The organism is Pseudomonas sp. DD1 (assembly GCF_044510355.1).
GTDB lineage: Bacteria > Pseudomonadota > Gammaproteobacteria > Pseudomonadales > Pseudomonadaceae > Aquipseudomonas > Aquipseudomonas shahriarae.
Map to the genome: position 1 here is coordinate 459,799 of NZ_MSAJ01000011.1, position 17,416 is coordinate 477,214.

Genomic DNA, 17,416 nt, shown 5'->3' on the forward strand with positions numbered 1-17,416 from the left:
ACAACAAAAGGAATAAATAAATATTTATTTATTCCTTTTTTGAATATCAAAAACCCACTGTTGCCGACACCAGCCACGTCCGCGGCGTCGACAGTGTCAGGCCCGGCGCACTGTCGCTGGAGGTCGCGGCCGACGCCCAGTAAGTGGTGTCCAGCACATTCTCCACGGTCGCGCGCAGGGTCACCGGGTTTTCCTTGACCTTGAAGGTGTAGCGCGCGCCCAGGTCATAGCGTTCCCAATTGTCGATTTTCTGCTGGTTGGCCGCATCCAGGTACTGCGCGCCGGTATGGATCGCACGGGCGGTCAGGGTCACGCCTTGCAGGCGTGGGATATCCCATTCGGCGCCCAGGTTGACGTTGGCAATCGGCGCACCGGTGCCGCGCTTGCCGTCGGTCAGGCCCTGGGCGGTCTTGGTCTGTTCGCTGTCGAGCAGCATCACCCCACCGAGCAGGCGCACGCCCGTCAGGGGCTCGCCAAACACGTTCAGTTCCACACCCTGGTTGCGCAATTCGCCGTTGGGCTTGAAGAAACCCTGGCTGTCGATGCCATAGGCCGGCTGCTTGATCCGGAACACGCTGGCGCTCATGCCGAAGCTGCCCATGTCGTACTTGGCGCCGACTTCCACCTGCTTGCTCTTGGTCGGTGGGAAGATCGCGTTTTCATTGCGCACCCCGCTCGATGGCGCGGTCTCGCCCTGGCTCAAGCCTTCCATGTAGTTGGTGTACAGGGACAACTGATCGGTGACTTTCACCACCAGGCCCAGGGCCGGCGAGGTAGCTTGTTCGTCGTACTCCGGCTGGTCCTTGATGCCATTGCTCCAGGAGGTGACCTGGACCTTTTGCAGGCGTGCGCCGAGGGTCAGCAGCACCCGCTCATCAAAAAACGCCAGGGTGTCGGCCAGGGCCAGGCTGGTGAAACGGTTTTCGGTGTGGGTGCTGGTGTCCCAGCGCACGGCCTTGCCTGGGCGGGGCAAAACCACCGGATTGTAGAGGTTGCTCTTGCCGGGGGTGTAGCGCTCGCCGGCATTGTCGAAATCCATATTGAACTGATTGAGGCTGACATTGAGGGTGTGCCCTACCGAGCCGGTGTCGAACCAACTGCGCGCGCCGACGGTGACGGTCTTGACGTCTTCGTCGCGACGGAAGCTGCGCGGCACCACGGTGAAGTCGCCATTGCTCTGGGTTGCCTGCACGCCGTGGCGCAGGAAGTCGTAGTTGCCTTTGCGCGCCCCGGCTGCGGCATAGACCATCAATGAATCGCTGACATCAAACTCGCCACGCACCGCGCCAAAGGTGTCTTTGGTATGGGAATAGGTCCAGGACTGGGCGAAGTTGTCACGGATGTCCTTGGCCTTGGGCATCACGCTACCCTTGGCGATTTCCACGCGCTCCTGAGGTGCGTCGCCGGTGCGTTCCTGGCGCCCGAGGTCGAGGGACAGGCGCACCCGCTCCTTGCGGTAGTCGAGGCCGATCACTGTCATTTCACGGTCCACCTCCTGGTGATCCCATTCGGTATCGCCGGACTGCTTCACGCCATTGAAGCGCACGCCAAACTGCTGCTCATCGCCAAACCGCCGACCGATATCCACCGCCCCCCCGAACTGCCCGGCCGAGGCATAGCTGCCGGTGAACTCGGTGAGCGATGTGTCGCCGGCGCGCTTGGGCTCAATATTGATCCCGCCACCGATGCTGCCTCGAGGCGCGATGCCACCGAGCAAGGCGCCGGGGCCCTTGAGGATATCGACGCGCTCGACCATTTCCATGTCGATGGCGTAGGTCGGCAGCACGCCATACAGGCCGCCGTAGGACACATCACTGTTGAACAGGCTGAAACCGCGCACCGAGAACTGCTCGAAACGCCCGCCGGCCGGGTTGGTGATGCGCACCGAAGGATCGCTGGCAACCATCTCGCCGAGGGTCCGCGCCTGCAGGTTTTTCACTGCCTTGGCGGTATAGGACGTGAGGTTGAACGGCGTATCCATAAAGTCGCCGTCGCCGAGCATGCCCTGCGCACCTTTGCGCGTGACCTGGTCACCGGCGTAGGTTTCGGCGACGGGTGTGTTCGCGGCCCCGAGAATCGAGGTGGCTGGCAACTGGTAGGTACCGCCCTGCGGCGCGGGGATCAAGGTGTAGGCACGCTCACCCACCGCCTGCAATTGCAGGCCCGAGCCCTGCAGCAGACGCGCGAAGCCTTCCTCGACGGCAAACTCACCGGAGATCCCGGCGCTTTGGCGGCCGCCGACCAGGGCCGGATCGACCGACAGATTGACCCCGGCCAGCCCGGCAAAGCGGGTCAACGCACTGCCCAGGCTGCCGGCCGGCACCTGATAACTGCGTCGGGCCGCGTCCTCGGCCCAGCTCACAGGAACAAACAACGGACTGGCACTCAGGCTCAGCACCAAACTCAGGCGCAACAACGATGGCGGGACGACGGGCATTAAAAGGCTCTCTGTTTTCGTTCACTTGCCTTGGATGACAGGCGAGCCGAAAAAAAGGGCCACGGTCTTGCGAACTGGCCGATAAAAAGGTGGGAAAGGGCTTGTGTGGGAGTAGGCAAGCCAGCTCTCCCATGGGATCTGCCTGGACAATAAGATCGCGATCAGCCCAGGGTTTTGCGCGGCTGCAGCGTGACCCAATAGCGTGTGCGGAACTGCACCTGCAGCCCATGAGTGGTGGCCAACAGGCTGAGGATGGAGTCGGTGTCGTCCAGGCGGAAACTGCCGGTAACGCGCAAGGTTTCCAGGCTCGGGTCCCAGCGCAGGACGCCCGGGCGGTAGCGATCCAGTTCGCGCAGGAAGTCACCCAGCGCCTGGTTCTGCGCCGTCAGTACACCGTCGCGCCACCCCAGTTGCTGCACGTCGAACGGCATCGGCGCACCCAGCCCCACAGGTTGCAGCCGTATTTGTTGCCCACCTTGCACCCAGGCAGCACGCCCGTGCCCGTCGAGTACTTGTACCCGGCCATTGAGTACCGACACCAGGCAAGCATCCGCCAACTGGCGCACGCAGACCTCGGCCTGGCTGGCGATAACCTGGCCATAACGGTTGTGTACGTTCAGCGCCGCCGTACCGGGTACAGTCAGCGCCATCTCCCCTTCGACCAGGGTCAGGCGCCGCGCAGCGAGGTCCACATCCACCGCGCTGGCGGTGTTCAGTTGCAGGGTGCTGCCATCGACCAGCGGCACGCGCTTGCGCTCGCCAGTGGCGGTATGCAGGTCGGCACGCCATACGTCGAGGGGTAACTGGCGACTGAGCAACCAGGCCGCCGGCACCAGCGCAGCCACGCCCAGGGCACGCTTGAGCACGGCGCGCCGGCCCGGTTGCGGGCGGTCGAGGCTGGCCATGGCCAGGGAGGATGGCAAGTCAGCAAAGCGCTGGCGCAGCAGTTGCGCTTTTTGCCAGGCCTGTTCGTGCTGGGGATGGCTGTCGCGCCATTGTTGCAAGCCGGCATGGTCGCGCTCGCCAGCGGTGCCGGACTCCAACAGCGCCAGCCAGTGCGCCGCGGCCCGGGCCACATCCGCTGGGGTACGGCTCACAGTTCCACCAGCAGGCAATGTTCGTAGGCCTGGGCCATATAGCGCTTGACCGTGCGCTCCGAGACCTTGAGGCGCTCGGCAATCTCCCGGTAGCCCAGGCCTTCGAGCTGGCTCCAGAGAAACGCCCGGCGCACCACCGGCGCCAGGCCGTCGAGCAATTCATCCAGGGCCTGCAGGGTTTCCAGTAGCAACCAGCGTTGCTCCGGCGACGGCACACATTCTTCAGGCAGGCGTGCCAAGGCATTCAGATACGCCTGCTCCAGGCTGCGGCGCTGGTGGAAATTGACCAGCAGGCGCTTGCCCACCGTCACCAGATAGGCCCGTGGTTCCTGCAATTGCGCCACTGGCTGGGCGCTGGCCAGCACCCGCAGGAAGGTATCCTGGCTCAGGTCGGCGGCATCCCAGGCGTTGCCCAGGCGCCGGCGCAACCAGCTTTCCAGCCAGCTGCGATGGTCGCGGTACAAGGTGCTCAGGCTGGGTTCTGCGGCGGTCGTTGGCAATACGGCATCATTCATGGCAAGCGAACCCTGGGCGGCGCGAGTGAGTCTCAAATGAGATTCATTCTATTTAATATCCCTGCGCCACACCATGATCTTTTTACCGGGCAGACCGCCGGCTCTCCTTGAAGTCTTTGCCCCCTCCCAGGAGGTCCATCAACGCATCACGACCATCCCTGCCACCAGCACCACCGGCCACGCCAACATCGCCGCCCGCCATCCCCAAGGCGCATGCCGCAGTTCCATAAACCCATCGGCAATCACCCAGGCCTTGGCCACCGCTGCCAACACCACCAGCCACCACCAGCCCGCAGCGCCGGACATGACGGTGCCCACGCTCAGCAGCACCAGCCCGGCCCAGCACGCCAGCAACTTCACAACACGTACACCAACGGAAACAGCACCACCCACACCAGATCCACCATATGCCAATACAACACCCCGGACTCGAACCCCGACTGGCGCCCCGGACCATAGGCCCGGCGCCAGCAGCGCAACGCCAACCACGCCAGGATCAGCATGCCCAACAGCACATGCAGAAAATGAAACCCGGTCAAAATCCAGTACAGGGTAAAGAACGTGCTGCGCTCCAGGCCCAGGCCGGCCGCAGCCAGGTGCCCGTACTCGCCAAGTTTGATCCACACATAAACCGCCGCCACCGCCAGTCCCAACGCCAATAACCCACCTGCCCGCCGTGGGCAACCTGCAATGACCTGTTGCTGTGCCAACGCGGCGAGTAGGCCGGCCGTCAGCAGGCTGAGGGTCATCGCCAGGCCGGTGGAGGTATCCAACTGTGCGCGGCCCTCGGCAAAGACCTCGGGCCGCAGCGTCTGGGTCACGGCAAAAGCGAGGATCAGAATCGCAAACACCGAGAGTTCGGCGAGGATAAAGAACCACATCGCCAAATCACCCGGCAGCCGCCGCTCAACTGAAATGAACATCAACCACGTCCATCAGGGCCGCGACGGTTTGCGGGTCGTCGCTCAGCGCTTCCGCCAGGCAGGCCATGCAGGCTTCGCGCGGGTGCATGCCAGCGGCAATCAGGCGGGCGGTGAAGATCAGCAAGCGGGTGGACGCCACTTCTTCCAGGTCATGCTGGTCCAGCCGGCGCAAGGCCTGCCCCAGGCGCACCACCTGGGCCGCCAAGGCGCCATCCACCTGGGCTTCGCGGGCGACGATGCGCTCTTCTTCGGCTGTCGCGGGATAACCAAAGCGCATCGCCACAAACCGCTGACGGGTGCTGGGTTTCATTCCTTTGAGCAGGTTCTGGTAACCGGGGTTGTAGGACACCACCAGCATGAACGACGGCGGCGCCTTGAGGACTTCGCCCGTGCGTTCCAGGAACAGCTCGCGACGGTCATCGGCCACCGGGTGCAGGACCACGGCGGTGTCTTGCCGTGCCTCGACCACTTCGTCCAGGTAGCAAATGCCCCCTTCACGCACTGCCCGGGTCAACGGGCCGTCCTGCCACCAGGTGCCCTGGGCGCCGATCAGGTGGCGGCCGATCAGGTCGGCGGCGCTGAGGTCGTCGTGACAGGCCACGGTATACAGCGGCAATTGCAGACGGTGGGCCATGTGCTGGACGAAGCGGGTCTTGCCGCAGCCGGTGGGGCCCTTGATCAGCACCGGCATGCGGTGACGCCAGGCGTGCTCGAACAACTCATGTTCGTTGTTGACGGTTTGGTAGAAGGGTTCGGTCATAGCGCACCTTGCATGGACAGCGGGTTTGGCAGCCACGCTACGGGGGCCTGCGACAACCTGGCAAGCCGTACTCAGGGCAAACTTGATCGCCGTCAAGCGGTCATTCACCCGCCGCGACATAGTCTCTGCTGGCACTAAGAACCTGCGCTCTACCCAGATCGCAAAGGTCTTGCCTGAGGAGATATGGAATGCTGACTCGCAACAAAACACCCTTCGTACTGACGCTGGCCAGGCTCAGCTGCGCGCTGGCCCTGGCCCTCTCAACACAGGCCTTCGCCGCGGCTCCCGCGCCGGCTGCAGCCATGGTCAAGAGCCCTGGCGCACCGGACTTGAGCCAAGCCGAGTTCGATGCATCGAAGCAGATTTACTTCGAGCGCTGCGCCGGTTGCCATGGTGTGTTGCGCAAAGGCGCCACCGGCAAGCCGCTGACCCCGGACATCACCCAGGCCCGGGGCCAGGCGTATCTGGAAGCCCTGATCACCTACGGCTCCCCCGCCGGCATGCCGAACTGGGGTACCTCCAATGCGCTGACCAAGGCGCAGATCACCGGCATGGCGACCTTCATCCAGCACACCGCGCCCACCCCACCGGAATGGGGCATGGCCGAGACGCTCAAGACCTGGAAGCTGCTGGTCAAACCCGAAGACCGTCCGAAGAAGCAGCTCAACCAGCTGAACCTGGAAAACCTGTTCTCCGTGACCCTGCGTGACGACGGCAAAATCGCCCTGATCGACGGCGACAGCAAGAAAATCGTCAAGCTCATCGACACCGGCTACGCCGTGCACATCTCGCGGATTTCCGCTTCGGGCCGCTACCTGCTGGTGATCGGCCGTGACGCCAAGATCGACATGATCGACCTGTGGCCTGCCGAGCCGACCAAAGTCGCCGAGATCAAGGTGGGCATCGAGGCCCGTTCGGTGGAGACCTCCAAGTTCAAAGGCTATGAAGACAAGTACGCGATTGCCGGTTCCTACTGGCCGCCGCAGTTCACCATCATGGACGGCGAGACCCTGGAGCCCAAGCAGATCGTTTCGACCCGCGGCATGACCGTGGACAAGCAGGAATACCACCCGGAACCACGGGTGGCGGCGATCATCGCGTCCCACGAATGGCCCGAGTTCATCGTCAACGTCAAAGAAACCGGCAAGGTCATGCTGGTCAATTACCAAGACATCAAAAACCTCACCATCACCACCATCGACGCCGCGCCCTTCCTGCACGACGGCGGCTGGGACAGCACCCATCGCTACTTCATGACGGCGGCGAACAACTCCAACAAGGTTGCAGTGATTGACTCCAAGGAGCGCAAGCTCACCGCTCTGGTGGATGTCGGCAAGACCCCGCACCCCGGCCGTGGCGCCAACTTTGTACACCCGCAATACGGTCCGGTGTGGGCCACCAGTCACTTGGGTGACGGTGGGGTTTCGGTGATCGGCACCGACCCGGTCAAGCACCCGCAGTACGCCTGGAAGCAAGTGACCTCGCTCAACGGCCAGGGCGGTGGCTCGCTGTTTATCAAGACCCACCCCAACTCGCGGCACCTGTATGTCGACACCACGCTCAACCCCGACACCAAGCTCAGCCAGTCGGTCGCGGTGTTCAACATCGACAAGCTCGACGCTGGCTACACCGTACTGCCGATTGCCGAATGGTCGGGCATCAAGCAAGGCGCCCTGCGCGTGGTGCAGCCGGAATACAACAAGGCAGGCGATGAAGTGTGGTTCTCGGTGTGGAACGGCCAGGAAGAGGAGTCGGCGCTGGTGGTGGTCGATGACAAGACCCTCAAGCTCAAGAACGTGATCCGGGACAAGCGCCTGATTACCCCGACCGGCAAGTTCAACGTCTACAACACCCAATTCGACATTTATTGAGCTTCATCAACAAGAGGCAAACCAATGAAAAATATCCTGCTTGCACTGGCGACCCTGGGCGCGGCCCTGAGCCTGTCCACCGCAATGGCCGATGACGGCGCGGCGCTGTTCAAGAGCAAACCCTGTGCCGCCTGCCACACCATCGACAGCAAGATGGTGGGCCCGGCGCTCAAGGAAGTGGCGGCAAAAAATGCCGGCGTCAAGGACGCTGACAAAACTTTGGCCAGCCACATCAAGAACGGCACCCAGGGTAACTGGGGACCGATTCCGATGCCGGCCAACCCCGTCACGGATGCCGAAGCCCTGACCCTCGCCCAATGGGTGTTGAGTCTGAAATAAGCACAAGGAGCGCGCCATGCAAATCTCGATGATCGGTTCGGCCATGGCGCTGCTCTTCCTCATTCCTGCGCCGGTGCACGGAGCACCGGCGCCTGCGCGCCAGGTCCAACTGGAACACCTGTTGACCCAGGACTGTGGCGCCTGCCACGGCCTGCACCTGACCGGTGGCCTGGGCCCGGCCCTGACCCCACAAGCCCTGTCCGGGCAAACCCGCGACAGCCTGATTGCCACCGTGACCTATGGCCGCCCTGCCCTGGCGATGCCCGGCTGGGCGCCGTTGCTCAATGCCGGCGATATTGCCTGGCTGGTGGATCGCCTCCTGCAAGGAACCCCCGCGCCATGATCCGTCCCCTGCTTGCCTGCATTGCCGGCCTGTTGCTCACCGCCTGCTCCCATCCACCGTTGCGCGGCAGCGGCGACCTGGGCCTGGTGGTGGAGCGCGCCAGCGGCAGCCTGCTGATTATCGACAGCAGCCACCAGGCCCGCCTGGCACGGGTCGAGGGGCTGGGCGACCTGTCCCACGCCTCGGCAGTGTTTTCCCGGGACCAGCGCTACGCCTACCTGTTTGGCCGTGACGGCGGGCTGACCAAGGTCGACCTGCTGACCCAGCGCATCGACAAACGCCTGATCCAGGGGGGCAACAGCATCGGTGGCGCGATCAGCCAGGACGGGCGTTTGATTGCCGTCTCCAACTACCAGCCCGGTGGCGTCAAGGTGTTCGACGCCGTGACCCTGCAACAGGTGGCCGATATCCCGGCCACGCCCCTGGCCGACGGCAAACGCTCGCGGGTGGTGGGCCTGGTGGATGCGCCGGGACAACGCTTTGTGTTCAGCCTGTTCGATACCGACGAAATCTGGAGCGCCGATTTCAGCCAGGGCAACACCCCGGCCATCACCCGCTTCACTGGCATTGGTCGCCAGCCCTATGACGCGCTGATCACCGCCGATGGCCGTTACTACATGGCCGGGTTGTTTGGCGAGGACGGCATGGCCCAGCTCGACCTGTGGCACCCCGAACATGGGGTCAAGCGTGTGCTCGCCGACTACGGTCGCGGCCAGCAAAAACTGCCGGTGTACAAGATGCCACATCTGGAAGGCTGGGCCGTGGCCGATAACCAGGCCTTCGTGCCCGCCGTAGGCCGCCATCAGGTGCTAGTGATGGATGCGCGCACCTGGCAACAGACCGCCACCATTGCCGTGGCCGGCCAACCGATTTTTGTCACCGCACGGCCCGACGGGCGCCAGTTGTGGGTCAACTTCGCCTACCCGGACAACGACCGGGTACAGGTGCTCGACACTGAAACCCACCAGGTGGTCGCGGACCTGCGTCCCGGCCCTGGTGTGCTGCATATGGAATTCACCGGGCGCGGTGAGCAGCTGTGGCTGTCGGTTCGCGACGGCCAACAGGTGCAGGTCTGGGATCCTTATCGCTTGACCTTGCTCAAGACCCTGCCGGCCGAAAGCCCCAGCGGAATCTTCTTCAGCAGCCGCGCGCAAAAAATGGGGTATTGAGATGGAACTTGACGAGCTCACCACGCGCCTGATCGACCGCTATCAACATGGCATGCCGCTGTGCGCCGAGCCTTACATGGAAATGGCCAACACCCTCGGCTGCAGCGAGAAACAGTTGATGGCCTGCCTGCAACGCCTGGAACTGGCAGGCGCACTGTCACGGGTCGGGCCGGTGTTCGATCACAGCCGCGCCGGGGCCAGTACCCTGGCCGCCCTGGCGGTGCCCGCCGAACGCCTGGAGCAGGTGGCCGCGCGCATCAGTCGCTATCCCGAGGTCAATCACAACTACGCCCGCGAGCATCACTACAACCTATGGTTTGTGCTGACCGGGCCCAATCGCCGGCACCTGGAACAGATTCTCGACGAACTGGAAAAAGACACCGGCCTGATCCCTCTGGACCTGCCGATGCTCACCTCCTACCGCATCGACCTGGGCTTTGCCCTGGGAGGCCACCTGTGATCGCGCCGCTGAACCACGAGCAACTGCTCGACCTGCGCCAATGCCTGGAGCGCGGCCTGCCGAGGGTGTCGCGGCCCTATGAAGACCTGGCCGAGCAGATCGGCGCCCATCACCAGCAAGTGTTGCGGCAGATGCAGCAATGGCAGGAGCAGGGCCTGTTCCGCCGCGTCGGCCTGGTGCTCAACCACCGCGCCCTGGGCTTTGTGGCCAACGCGATGCTGGTGCTGGATGTGCCCGATGCGCTGATCGACGAAGTCGGCCAGCGCCTGGGTTGCGCGCCGGGCATCACCCTGTGCTATCAGCGGCCACGGCGCTTGCCGCACTGGCGCTACAACCTGTTCTGCATGGTCCACGGGCGTGAGCGCGCAGCGGTGCAGGCGCAGATCGAGGCACTGTTGCAACAGCACCTGCTCAGCGACCTGCCCCACCACCTGTTATTCAGCACACGCATGTTCAAGCAGTGCGGCGGGCGTTTTGCGCCACCGCCATCCCAGGTATGGGCCCATGGATGAACTTGACCGTCAGTTGATCAACCGCCTGCAACGGGGCCTGCCCCTGGTTCGTCACCCGTGGCAGTTACTGGCTGCAGAGCTGCACAGCACGCCCGACGAACTGCTCGACCGCCTGCACCTGCTGCTCGAAGACGGCGTGCTGACGCGCTTCGGGCCGATGTTTGATATTGAGCGCCTGGGCGGCGCATTCACCCTGGCCGCCCTGGCGGTACCTGAAGCACGCTTTGAACAGGTCGCGACGCAGCTCAACGAACTCCCGCAAGTGGCCCATAACTACCGGCGCGAGCATCACTGGAACATGTGGTTTGTGCTGGCCTGCGGCACCGCCGAAGACCTCGAGCAGACCCTCTCGCACATCCACACCATCACCGGGCTTGAGGTGCTTAACCTGCCCAAGGAGCAAACCTACCATGTCGGTCTGTACTTCCCGGTTTGACGAGAGCCTGGCCCAGCGCTTGATCCATTTGACCGACGCCGGCCTGCCCCTGTTGGAAGACCCCTGGACCTGGCTCGCCGAGCAATTGGGGATCAGCGTCGAATCCACTCTGGACCTGCTCAAGCGCTTGCAGGGTGAAGGCGCGATCCGCCGGATCGCCGCCGTGCCCAATCACTATCGCCTGGGCTATCGCCACAACGGCATGACCGTGTGGGATGTGTGCGATGAACAAATGCCGCGCCTGGGCGAACTGATCGGCGCCCAACCCTTTGTCAGCCATTGCTATCGCCGGCCCCGGCGCACGGACTGGCCCTACAACCTGTTCGCCATGGTGCATGGCCGCAGCCGCGAAGAAATCGACAGTTACCGTGAACACCTGCGCTTCTTGCTGGGCGATGCCAGCCGGGCGGACGAGATGTTGGTGAGCAGTCGCATCCTGAAAAAAACCGGCCTGCGCCTGACCCAACGATCCACGGTGGAAGCTGCCCACACAGATGCTGGATGACCCACCGCTAACGCAGCCTCGCCGGGCGAGACACCTCCCCCACACAAGGACCCCTCCATGCTTAGGATCAGTCATTACCTGCGCACCCTGGCCGGCCAATGCCCACCACCGCGCAGCGCCAAACCGGGCAGCGACCGCGCGCCGGTGGTGATCTGGAACCTGCTGCGCCGCTGCAACCTGACCTGCAAGCACTGCTACGCCACCAGCGCCGACAGTGTGTTCCGCGATGAGCTGGATACCGAGGCCGCGCTGAAGGTGATCGACGACCTGCACGACGCAGGGGTCAAGGTGTTGATCCTCTCGGGCGGCGAGCCCTTGCTGCGCGATGACCTGTTCCAGCTCAGCGCCTATGCCCGCGCCAAGGGCTTTTTCGTGGCGCTGTCGAGCAATGGCACGTTGATTGACGAAGGCAATATCCAGCAGATCGCCGATGCGCGCTTTGACTATGTGGGCATCAGCATTGATGGCTTGAAGGCCACCCACGATGCATTCCGCCAGTGCGAGGGCAGTTTCGAGCGCTCGATGCATGCCATCAGCCTGTGCCGCCAGGCTGGCATTCGTGTAGGCCTGCGCACCACCCTGACCCAGGAAAACCACGCGCAGTTGCCGCAACTGCTGGGGCTGATGCGCGAATACGATGTGCAGAAGTTCTACCTCTCGCACCTCAACTACAGCGGGCGCGGCAAGCGCAGCCGGCAACTGGACGCCCATCAGCAGATGAGCCGCGACGCCATGCTGATGATCTTCCAGCAGGCCTGGAACGACGTCCAGAACGGCGTGGCCAGCGATTTTGTGAGCGGCAACAACGACGCCGACGCCGTGCTGTTGCTGCAATGGGTGCATCAGCATTTGCCGGAACACTACCCGCAACTCGAACACCTGCTGCATGCCTGGGGCGGCAATGCCTCGGGCAGCGGTATCGCCAATATCGACAACACCGGCGAAGTGCACCCGGACACTTACTGGTGGCAACACTCGGTGGGCAATGTGCGCCGCACCTCGTTTCGCGAAATCTGGCTGGAACGCCCCGACCCGTTACTGCAGCGCCTGCGCCAATACCCGCGGGAGGTCGGTGGCCGTTGCACCGACTGCCGCTGGCTGAACATCTGCAACGGCAACACGCGCACCCGCGCCTGGGCCGACGGCGATCTCTGGGGCCCGGACCCCGGTTGCTACCTCAGCGACGCAGAAATCGCCCGCACCCCACCCACCTTGATTCCTTGCTCGGCACGCTGAACCACCGGCCGCTCACCTGGTGAAACAACCGGGGAGCGCCAACCTGATGATGAACCAAGGAAGTCTCATGCACTCAACCTACGCCTTACCCTACGCGCTGCACAGCCCCTTCCACCCCGGCGAAGTCGCCCTGGTCGGCGCCGGTCCCGGCGACCCGCGCCTGTTGACCCTGCGCGCCTGGAGCCTGCTGATGCAGGCGGATGCAGTGGTGTTCGATCGCCTGATCAGTGCCGAGTTGCTGACCCTGATCCCGCTGACCTGCGCCCGCCATTACGTGGGCAAGGCCAGCGGTCATCACAGCCTGCCCCAGGAGCAGATCAATGAACTGCTGGCCGAACTGGCTCAGCAAGGACAGCGCGTGGTGCGGCTCAAGGGCGGCGATCCCTTCGTGTTTGGCCGCGGTGCCGAAGAGCTGGAATACCTGCTGGCGAAAGGGGTGTCGTGCCAGGTGGTGCCAGGCATCACCGCGGCATCCGGCTGCAGCGCCTATGCGGGCATCCCGTTGACGCACCGTGATCTGGTCAACTCGTGTCGCTTCGTCACCGGGCATTTGCAGCGCGACGGTGAGTTGAAATTGCCCTGGGACAGCCTTGCCGACGGCAGCCAGACCCTGGTGTTCTACATGGGCCTGTCGAACCTGGCGATGATCGCCGAACGCCTGATCGGCGCCGGGCTGTCCGCCGAGACGCCGGCGGCGCTGATCTGCAATGGGGCCCGCGTCGACCAGCAAGTGCATCGCGGCACCCTGCGCCAACTGCCGGCCCTGGCCCTGATGTGCGAGCCCGGCGTGCCGACCTTGACGGTGATCGGGCATGTGGTGGATCTGTTTGCCGATGCGCCCCTGCACTACCCCGCCAGCCTCGCGCCCGCTCACCTCGCGCGGCCCAGGGTGGCAGTATGAAGCGCCTGTGGCTGGTGCCGCTGCTCTGGGCCAGCGCCGCCCACGGTGCGCCGGATGCCGCCGCCGATTACCAGCAGCATTGCCAGAGCTGCCATGGCCTCAACCGGGTCGGCAGCACCGGCCCGGCGTTGTTGCCGGAAAGCCTGGGGCGGATCAAGCCGGCCGAGATTCGCCAGGTCATCGAACACGGGCGCCCGGCCAGCCAGATGGCGGCATTCGCCGGTCAACTCAGCGCGCAACAGATCGACGGCCTGGTGACGTTCCTGCAACAGCCGCCCGCCACGCCCGCGACCTGGAACGAGCAGGATATCCGCAGCAGCCACCGCCAACTGGCCGACCTCAGCCAACTGCCGAGCACCCCGCAGCATCACGCCGACCCGCTGAACCTGTTTGTGGTGGTGGAATCCGGTGACCATCACATCGACATTCTCGACGGTGACCGTTTTGAGGTGCTCGACCGTTTTGCCTCGCACTTTGCCGTGCACGGCGGGCCGAAATTTTCCCCGGACGGGCGCTTTGTGTACTTTGCTTCGCGCGACGGCTGGATCAGCCTGTATGACCTGCATAACCTCAAGCTGATCGCCGAGGTCCGCGCCGGCCTCAATACCCGCAACCTGGCGGTGAGCAAGGACGGGCGCTGGGTGCTGGTGGGCAATTACCTGCCGGGTAACCTGGTGGTGCTGGATGCGCGCGACCTGTCGCTGGTCAAGACCCTGCCGACGAATTCGCGGGTCAGCGCGGTGTACACCGCACCGCCGCGCAACAGTTTTATCGTCGCCCTCAAGGATGTGAATGAGGTCTGGGAGTTGTCCTACGCGGCCGCGACCCCGAGCTTCGAGCCCCGGCGCATCCAGGCCCAGGACGTGCTCGATGACTTTTCCTTTTCCCCTGACTACCGGCAACTGCTCGCCACTTCGCGCAAGGCCGGTGGCGGGCAAGTGATCGACCTCGACTCCGGGAAGGTGGTCACCGACATCGCGCTATCGGGTATGCCGCACCTGGGCTCGGGGACCTACTGGCAACGCAATGGGCAGTGGGTGTTTGCCACGCCGAATATCAGCAAGGGGCAGATCTCGGTGCTGGACCTCAAGACCTGGAAACTGATCAAGGAAATTCCCACCCTCGGGCCGGGGTTCTTTATGCGCAGCCACAGCAACTCGCGCTATGTGTGGAGTGATGTGTTTTTCGCACCCGGCAACGATGCGATCCACTTGATCGACAAGCAGACCCTGGAAATCGCCCATACCCTGCGGCCCATGCCGGGCAAGACCGCAGCACATGTGGAGTTCACCAAGGATGGGCGCTACTTGCTGTTGAGCATCTGGGATCGCGAGGGCGCGTTGATCGTGTATGACAGCCAGACGTTGCAGGAGGTCAAGCGGATCCCCATGAACAAGCCTTCGGGCAAGTACAACGTGGGGAACAAGATTGAGTTTGCGGAGGGGACTTCGCATTGATGGGGGGCTGGATGGCTGGCGACAGTGGTGTGCCAGCCAGTAGCGGCGGTGACTGAAGGGCCGCCATCGCAGGCAGGCCCGCTGCCACACGGGATCTGGATCAGAAGGCGTAGGTAGCCCCCAGGCTGAGCACTTCGCCCTTGAGCTGGGCCTTGCCGTCCAGCGACGCCGCGCCAAGGCGATCAACGTTCTTGGTCTTGAGCTTGACGGTTTCTACAAACTGCCGTGAATAGGCACCGTCGATACTCAAGCCCGGAACCGCCCGGATGTTGTAGCCAAACCCCAGGGACGCAAATATCCGATCGCCATCAGGAATCCGCGGGTCACGGGTGGAGTTGGGGGTCGGGGTCTGGTCAAAGGCCACGCCGCTGCGCAGGGTGAAGTCATCGGTGAGTTGGTAGTCGCCGCCTAGGGCGTACATCCAGGTGTTCTTGTAGTTGTAGGGAATCGACACCAGGGTGCTGCCCTCCGACTTCAAGGTCAGGGCCTTGAACGATGACCATTGGGTCCAGGTGGCACTCACGCCCAGGGTCAGGCGGTCGGAGAACTGGTGTACCCAATCCAGGGAGGCATTGGCCGGGATGTCCAGTTGGGCCGAGGCATTGGCGCCACCGGGATACAGATGCAGGCCTGGATAGGCCAGTTCGACCAGGGTCTTGCCATCCAGCACAGGGGTGGTCATGACATCTCTGGAGAGTGCATCGGCGTAGATATTGTACTTGCCCTCCAGCTTGTTCTTGATCTTGGCGTGGTAGTTCAGGCCCAAGGTATCCCGGGAGGTCGGCTTCCAAGCCATACCGGCAAACCAGCCCAGGGAAGTGTTGTCGACTTTGACCCGCATCAATGCCAGGCCCTGGCCGGCGGGAAACGGCGTGTAGCCCAGGTCCGGCGACTGCGCGGCGGCGGCGTAGAGGTCAACGTTCTGGCTTACAAAGCCTGTGGTGTGCTGCAAAATCCCCCCGCCACCGATGGAGAACTGATCATTGACCTTGAACGACAGCGAACCGGTCAGGCCCACGGTTTCGATTTTGGTGTCTACCGCAAAGTCCCGGCCCTTCCAGTCCTCGTCCCACGTCGTGCGGGCCCCCATGGGCACCACCTGGCTCAGGCCAAAGGCAAAACGCTCGTTGATCGGGATAACCGTAAAGCCCGTCGGTGCCCAGGCTTCAAACCCACCCTGGCCACCGTCTCCGGTGCGCGGCGTCGAGGTCGGCAGGCCGGTATCAGGATCAAGGACCGTAATGGATGCGGGATTGCCCGCGTAGTCATACGCCGAGCCTTTGTACTTGATGTCGATATTGGCGTAGTTGAGGGTGAACTGCGAAACGGGCCGGTCGATAAAGGCCATCGCCGCCGGGTTGTTGAAGGCCGCTGATGGGTCGTTCCTGAACAGCGAACCGCCACCGAACGCCCGGCCCCAGCCTGCGGTGTTGGCAGTCGGCGTCATGAACCCGCCGGCCTGGACCGGGCACGCCGCAACCGTCAGCCCACCCAACACTGCCAGGGCAAAGAATGCCAGGACCTGCTGTTTGTTGTGTTTCATGCACCACTCCGTCGTATCGTTACCCACCCCAGCAGGTGCCTCGAATAAGGCACCTGCCTTTCACGGGTGATCAGCCCTTTGCACTAGCAAGCGCGATGGCTCAAGGCGCCACGCTCAGGCTCGGGACCTTGACGGTCAGGGACTGGACGGCGCAGTTGCCGGAAAGCGGCTGGTTTTTACCGGTCAACGTGCGAGTCGCCTGGTTCCACTCGCCATTGAGGGTACCCGGGCCGCAGTTGGAGGAAGGGAACGCCACGGTCCAACCCACATTTGAGACGGTGCCGCTACCGATGCCGGTGCTCGCGTTATAGCTGGTCGCGGTCAATACCCAACCCGGAGACGGAACGTTTTTCATCTTCGGCAGATTGCACAGGCCACCGCCAGTGAGCGTTGCCGAAGTGATGGTGGCTACGCCTGCGGATACATTGCCGCCGAAAGTGACGCCGCAGGTAATGGGAGCCCCGAAGGAAGATGGCGACGTTACAACAATCGTGCCTGCCTCAGTGGTAAATGGACCTTCCGGGATAATCGACACGGCGCTGGCCATGGAAGCCGCCCCGAACAACAGAGCAAACGAACTTACACGAACGAGGGCTTTCAAACTTTTCATTATTTTTCCTCACATGGATGGCGAACTATTTCGCCGGGGTAATGGCCATGAGCAAGAGTTCACATTGAAGCTGTGACACCCCCTCTCCGACCAAATCTCAATTCAAATAACGGCATTAAATCGCTTATCAATCCAGGAACCTTTTTAAATTTATAAAACCCCGAGCAGCTCTGTTTTATTACCACTCGTTAGTTTCTGGCTTGCCGAACACTTACATAGGGCGCGCGGCATCTTTATTTAACGCCACATACACTCAGTAACGTCCCTAACCCCAAGGCAGACAAATTTCTGGCAATAAGCGT

At 63.1% G+C, this 17,416-nt stretch carries 19 protein-coding genes; 11 read left to right on the forward strand and 8 right to left on the reverse strand.

Annotation, left to right across the window (positions count from 1 at the left end):
- Window positions 1-46: 46 nt before the first annotated feature.
- From PSFL_RS09860 to PSFL_RS09885, 6 genes are all read right to left on the reverse strand, one after another.
- Window positions 47-2,437, reverse strand: a complete 2,391-nt coding sequence (locus PSFL_RS09860; RefSeq protein ID WP_115128336.1) for a TonB-dependent receptor — start codon at window positions 2,435-2,437, stop codon at window positions 47-49.
- 161 nt (window positions 2,438-2,598) lie between these two features.
- Window positions 2,599-3,534 carry a FecR domain-containing protein gene (locus PSFL_RS09865; RefSeq protein WP_397469953.1) on the reverse strand — a complete coding sequence of 312 codons (936 nt, stop codon included), beginning with the start codon at window positions 3,532-3,534 and terminating at the stop codon, window positions 2,599-2,601.
- Window positions 3,531-4,049, reverse strand: coding sequence for a sigma-70 family RNA polymerase sigma factor (locus PSFL_RS09870; RefSeq protein ID WP_057436856.1), 519 nt, complete (start codon window positions 4,047-4,049; stop codon window positions 3,531-3,533). Before PSFL_RS09870 ends, PSFL_RS09865 begins: the two co-directional genes overlap by 4 nt.
- Window positions 4,050-4,187: 138 nt before the next feature.
- Window positions 4,188-4,409, reverse strand: a complete 222-nt coding sequence (locus PSFL_RS09875; protein WP_057959367.1) for a cytochrome C oxidase subunit IV family protein — start codon at window positions 4,407-4,409, stop codon at window positions 4,188-4,190.
- Window positions 4,406-4,972 (reverse strand): cytochrome c oxidase subunit 3, encoded by a 567-nt coding sequence (locus PSFL_RS09880; protein ID WP_115128338.1) that lies wholly within the window; start codon window positions 4,970-4,972, stop codon window positions 4,406-4,408. The genes PSFL_RS09875 and PSFL_RS09880 overlap by 4 nt, the downstream gene beginning before the upstream one ends.
- Window positions 4,956-5,732, reverse strand: coding sequence for a CbbQ/NirQ/NorQ/GpvN family protein (locus PSFL_RS09885; RefSeq protein ID WP_115128339.1), 777 nt, complete (start codon window positions 5,730-5,732; stop codon window positions 4,956-4,958). Before PSFL_RS09885 ends, PSFL_RS09880 begins: the two co-directional genes overlap by 17 nt.
- A gap of 302 nt (window positions 5,733-6,034) precedes the next feature.
- Between PSFL_RS09885 and nirS the strand changes: the two genes are divergently transcribed.
- From nirS to PSFL_RS09940, 11 genes are all read left to right on the forward strand, one after another.
- The gene (gene nirS / locus PSFL_RS09890; RefSeq protein ID WP_258558668.1) at window positions 6,035-7,603 is read left to right on the forward strand and encodes a nitrite reductase; all 1,569 of its coding nucleotides are present in this window, start codon (window positions 6,035-6,037) and stop codon (window positions 7,601-7,603) included.
- A 24-nt stretch (window positions 7,604-7,627) separates the two neighbouring features.
- A complete protein-coding gene (locus PSFL_RS09895; RefSeq protein WP_057436867.1) occupies window positions 7,628-7,942 on the forward strand; it encodes a c-type cytochrome in 315 nt (104 codons plus the stop codon).
- 16 nt (window positions 7,943-7,958) lie between these two features.
- Complete coding sequence (locus PSFL_RS09900; RefSeq protein WP_169960664.1) at window positions 7,959-8,285, forward strand: cytochrome c; 327 nt, start codon at window positions 7,959-7,961, stop codon at window positions 8,283-8,285.
- Window positions 8,282-9,454, forward strand: a complete 1,173-nt coding sequence (locus PSFL_RS09905; RefSeq protein WP_397469954.1) for a cytochrome D1 domain-containing protein — start codon at window positions 8,282-8,284, stop codon at window positions 9,452-9,454. Before PSFL_RS09900 ends, PSFL_RS09905 begins: the two co-directional genes overlap by 4 nt.
- A 1-nt stretch (window position 9,455) precedes the next feature.
- Window positions 9,456-9,914: an Lrp/AsnC family transcriptional regulator gene (locus PSFL_RS09910; protein WP_057959364.1), complete on the forward strand. Its 459-nt coding sequence runs from the start codon at window positions 9,456-9,458 to the stop codon at window positions 9,912-9,914.
- Complete coding sequence (locus PSFL_RS09915; protein ID WP_057436868.1) at window positions 9,911-10,426, forward strand: Lrp/AsnC family transcriptional regulator; 516 nt, start codon at window positions 9,911-9,913, stop codon at window positions 10,424-10,426. Before PSFL_RS09910 ends, PSFL_RS09915 begins: the two co-directional genes overlap by 4 nt.
- Window positions 10,419-10,862, forward strand: a complete 444-nt coding sequence (locus tag PSFL_RS09920) for an Lrp/AsnC family transcriptional regulator (RefSeq protein ID WP_169989811.1) — start codon at window positions 10,419-10,421, stop codon at window positions 10,860-10,862. The genes PSFL_RS09915 and PSFL_RS09920 overlap by 8 nt, the downstream gene beginning before the upstream one ends.
- Window positions 10,837-11,367: a nitrite reductase gene (locus PSFL_RS09925; protein WP_397469955.1), complete on the forward strand. Its 531-nt coding sequence runs from the start codon at window positions 10,837-10,839 to the stop codon at window positions 11,365-11,367. The genes PSFL_RS09920 and PSFL_RS09925 overlap by 26 nt, the downstream gene beginning before the upstream one ends.
- A gap of 57 nt (window positions 11,368-11,424) precedes the next feature.
- Window positions 11,425-12,603, forward strand: a complete 1,179-nt coding sequence (nirJ, locus tag PSFL_RS09930) for a heme d1 biosynthesis radical SAM protein NirJ (protein WP_397469956.1) — start codon at window positions 11,425-11,427, stop codon at window positions 12,601-12,603.
- 67 nt (window positions 12,604-12,670) lie between these two features.
- On the forward strand, window positions 12,671-13,504 hold the full coding sequence (gene cobA, locus PSFL_RS09935) for a uroporphyrinogen-III C-methyltransferase (protein WP_397469957.1): 834 nt from the start codon (window positions 12,671-12,673) through the stop codon (window positions 13,502-13,504).
- Window positions 13,501-14,961: a cytochrome D1 domain-containing protein gene (locus PSFL_RS09940; protein ID WP_057959359.1), complete on the forward strand. Its 1,461-nt coding sequence runs from the start codon at window positions 13,501-13,503 to the stop codon at window positions 14,959-14,961. The genes cobA and PSFL_RS09940 overlap by 4 nt, the downstream gene beginning before the upstream one ends.
- 100 nt (window positions 14,962-15,061) lie before the next feature.
- Here PSFL_RS09940 and PSFL_RS09945 read toward each other — a convergent pair whose 3' ends face one another.
- Together PSFL_RS09945 and praB are read right to left on the reverse strand one after the other, a co-directional pair.
- On the reverse strand, window positions 15,062-16,504 hold the full coding sequence (locus tag PSFL_RS09945; RefSeq protein WP_397469958.1) for an outer membrane protein transport protein: 1,443 nt from the start codon (window positions 16,502-16,504) through the stop codon (window positions 15,062-15,064).
- A 100-nt stretch (window positions 16,505-16,604) separates the two neighbouring features.
- Window positions 16,605-17,114: an alkane oxidation protein activator PraB gene (praB, locus tag PSFL_RS09950; RefSeq protein WP_057436883.1), complete on the reverse strand. Its 510-nt coding sequence runs from the start codon at window positions 17,112-17,114 to the stop codon at window positions 16,605-16,607.
- Window positions 17,115-17,416 lie beyond the last annotated feature (302 nt).

Excerpts from the sequence above, each read along its gene's own strand:
- PSFL_RS09870 (WP_057436856.1), bottom strand. The coding sequence starts at position 4,049 with ATGAATGATGCCGTATTGCCAACGACCGCCGCAGAACCCAGCCTGAGC.
- PSFL_RS09895 (WP_057436867.1), top strand. The coding sequence starts at position 7,628 with ATGAAAAATATCCTGCTTGCACTGGCGACCCTGGGCGCGGCCCTGAGC.
- PSFL_RS09920 (WP_169989811.1), top strand. The coding sequence starts at position 10,419 with ATGGATGAACTTGACCGTCAGTTGATCAACCGCCTGCAACGGGGCCTG.
- praB (WP_057436883.1), bottom strand. The coding sequence starts at position 17,114 with ATGAAAAGTTTGAAAGCCCTCGTTCGTGTAAGTTCGTTTGCTCTGTTG.
- PSFL_RS09910 (WP_057959364.1), top strand. The coding sequence starts at position 9,456 with ATGGAACTTGACGAGCTCACCACGCGCCTGATCGACCGCTATCAACAT.
- nirS (WP_258558668.1), top strand. The coding sequence starts at position 6,035 with ATGGTCAAGAGCCCTGGCGCACCGGACTTGAGCCAAGCCGAGTTCGAT.
- PSFL_RS09860 (WP_115128336.1), bottom strand. The coding sequence starts at position 2,437 with ATGCCCGTCGTCCCGCCATCGTTGTTGCGCCTGAGTTTGGTGCTGAGC.
- nirJ (WP_397469956.1), top strand. The coding sequence starts at position 11,425 with ATGCTTAGGATCAGTCATTACCTGCGCACCCTGGCCGGCCAATGCCCA.
- PSFL_RS09945 (WP_397469958.1), bottom strand. The coding sequence starts at position 16,504 with ATGAAACACAACAAACAGCAGGTCCTGGCATTCTTTGCCCTGGCAGTG.
- PSFL_RS09940 (WP_057959359.1), top strand. The coding sequence starts at position 13,501 with ATGAAGCGCCTGTGGCTGGTGCCGCTGCTCTGGGCCAGCGCCGCCCAC.
- cobA (WP_397469957.1), top strand. The coding sequence starts at position 12,671 with ATGCACTCAACCTACGCCTTACCCTACGCGCTGCACAGCCCCTTCCAC.
- PSFL_RS09885 (WP_115128339.1), bottom strand. The coding sequence starts at position 5,732 with ATGACCGAACCCTTCTACCAAACCGTCAACAACGAACATGAGTTGTTC.
- PSFL_RS09925 (WP_397469955.1), top strand. The coding sequence starts at position 10,837 with ATGTCGGTCTGTACTTCCCGGTTTGACGAGAGCCTGGCCCAGCGCTTG.
- PSFL_RS09880 (WP_115128338.1), bottom strand. The coding sequence starts at position 4,972 with ATGTTCATTTCAGTTGAGCGGCGGCTGCCGGGTGATTTGGCGATGTGG.
- PSFL_RS09900 (WP_169960664.1), top strand. The coding sequence starts at position 7,959 with ATGCAAATCTCGATGATCGGTTCGGCCATGGCGCTGCTCTTCCTCATT.
- PSFL_RS09905 (WP_397469954.1), top strand. The coding sequence starts at position 8,282 with ATGATCCGTCCCCTGCTTGCCTGCATTGCCGGCCTGTTGCTCACCGCC.